The organism is Moorena sp. SIO3B2 (assembly GCF_010692525.1).
Classification (GTDB): domain Bacteria; phylum Cyanobacteriota; class Cyanobacteriia; order Cyanobacteriales; family Coleofasciculaceae; genus Moorena; species Moorena producens.
Map to the genome: position 1 here is coordinate 1 of NZ_JAAHHE010000889.1, position 1,357 is coordinate 1,357.

The following is a 1,357-nucleotide window of genomic DNA, read 5'->3' on the forward strand; positions in this document are numbered from 1 at the left end:
ATTTTTAAGCTGGCTTTGTAGGAAAACGTTAGCCAGCAGCATTGTAAGCATTCAGCTATCAGCTATCAGCTATCAGCTATCAGCTATCAGCTATCAGCTATTGGCCGTAGGTCAGGCTAGGCCAACATTTTATGCGCTACAGATGGTGCTACTCGAGGTGCTTTTGAATAAAATAAGTTCACTGCTGACGGCTGACGGCTGACGGCTGAATACTTACGCAGCATTCATCTCAAGCTTTCGCACAACAAACGATTCAAGAATCTCAAATACACCTATTGCTATATGATCCAAATCAGGAGGTAATTTTGCAGTGGATAAGTTAATTCAGTATCGTCGTCTGATTCAGGAAATATTGGAAAAGCATAGTCTGGTTAAGCTAGCCAATGAAGATATCAAAGTCTATAAATTCTTCGATCCTGAGCAAGATCATTGTCTTGATGCAGTTGCTCATGGGGGAAAGCCCCAAGACCGTAATGGTGCGTTTTCCGTAGGCGAATTAAATTCGCCTACGGAAAGCGCAGCGTCGGCTTTGCCGAAAGCGTCGCCTACGGCGAACGGAAAGCGCACCTTTGGTTAAAACTTTTTGATTAAGGCTCCACTATCCTAAGGTTTTGTCTCCGGGATGAATTTTCCTTCTCAAATGGCGTAAGCTACAATTTATCAACCAGGTAATACACCGGTTCTCCCCAGTAATTCTAGATACTCATACAAACTCAAGTCTGCTTTAGCTGCTAACTGCTTTAATCCGTTCCAAGCTGTATTTGTTGCCTTGATGGTGTGTGTTGTTTTTGGTTCCTCATAAAGACAGGGACGTCCTACTATTCTAGATTTTTGTTTTACCATTTTATTGTCATATTAATTTCGGGAATATATAATTAAAATAGCACAGCAAATAGGTCGATTCTATGCAACTGGGTTATGTCTACAAACTCAAGCCTAGTCCTCAGCAAAAAGCCACCATGGTTGAATGGCTAGACATGTTGTTAGCTCAATATAATTATTTGTTGAGAGACAGGAATGATTCCTATGAGCAAGCCAGATCTCCAAAACTGGGGAATTTCTGCGATCTCAGGAGTGATGGAGAAGCGTGCCCGCTTACTTGTTCGGTAAGCAAATCGAGCTCTGTTGGCTATCCATGGAAAAAGAGCCAGAAAAATCCTAGGCGTAATGCTTACGAGATTCAAAGCTCAGCTCTTCCTGTGCTAAAGAAGCAACGTCCTTGGTATAAAAAAATACGTGCGACTCGTTGGCTAGAAACCTTACCTAATAAAAGGTATGGGGGATTAGCCGCAAGGTAACAGAACCTTGACAACTTGATAACCATGTTGGTGAAATACCAACCCTCGTGAAATCCGAG

The 1,357-nt window shown here is 42.3% G+C and carries 3 protein-coding genes and 1 pseudogene; 3 read left to right on the forward strand and 1 reads right to left on the reverse strand.

Annotation, left to right across the window (positions count from 1 at the left end; genetic code table 11):
* A pseudogene (locus tag F6K38_RS42085) lies at positions 1 to 202 on the forward strand (hypothetical protein); the annotation flags it as partial.
* Between the two features lie 108 nt (positions 203 to 310).
* On the forward strand, positions 311 to 577 hold the full coding sequence (locus F6K38_RS42090; protein WP_008188157.1) for an element excision factor XisI family protein: 267 nt from the start codon (positions 311 to 313) through the stop codon (positions 575 to 577).
* 83 nt (positions 578 to 660) lie between these two features.
* On the opposite strand, the gene F6K38_RS42095 is transcribed toward F6K38_RS42090, so the two are convergent.
* Positions 661 to 843, reverse strand: a complete 183-nt coding sequence (locus tag F6K38_RS42095) for a hypothetical protein (protein WP_008188156.1) — start codon at positions 841 to 843, stop codon at positions 661 to 663.
* 62 nt (positions 844 to 905) lie between these two features.
* Here F6K38_RS42095 and F6K38_RS42100 point away from each other — a divergent pair, with 62 nt between their 5' ends.
* Complete coding sequence (locus tag F6K38_RS42100; RefSeq protein ID WP_287313887.1) at positions 906 to 1,298, forward strand: helix-turn-helix domain-containing protein; 393 nt, start codon at positions 906 to 908, stop codon at positions 1,296 to 1,298.
* Positions 1,299 to 1,357: the final 59 nt, after the last annotated feature.

What these genes read in the sequence shown, in the direction of transcription:
- F6K38_RS42095 (WP_008188156.1), bottom strand. Translation starts at nt 843, where the DNA reads ATGGTAAAACAAAAATCTAGAATAGTAGGACGTCCCTGTCTTTATGAG.
- F6K38_RS42100 (WP_287313887.1), top strand. Translation starts at nt 906, where the DNA reads ATGCAACTGGGTTATGTCTACAAACTCAAGCCTAGTCCTCAGCAAAAA.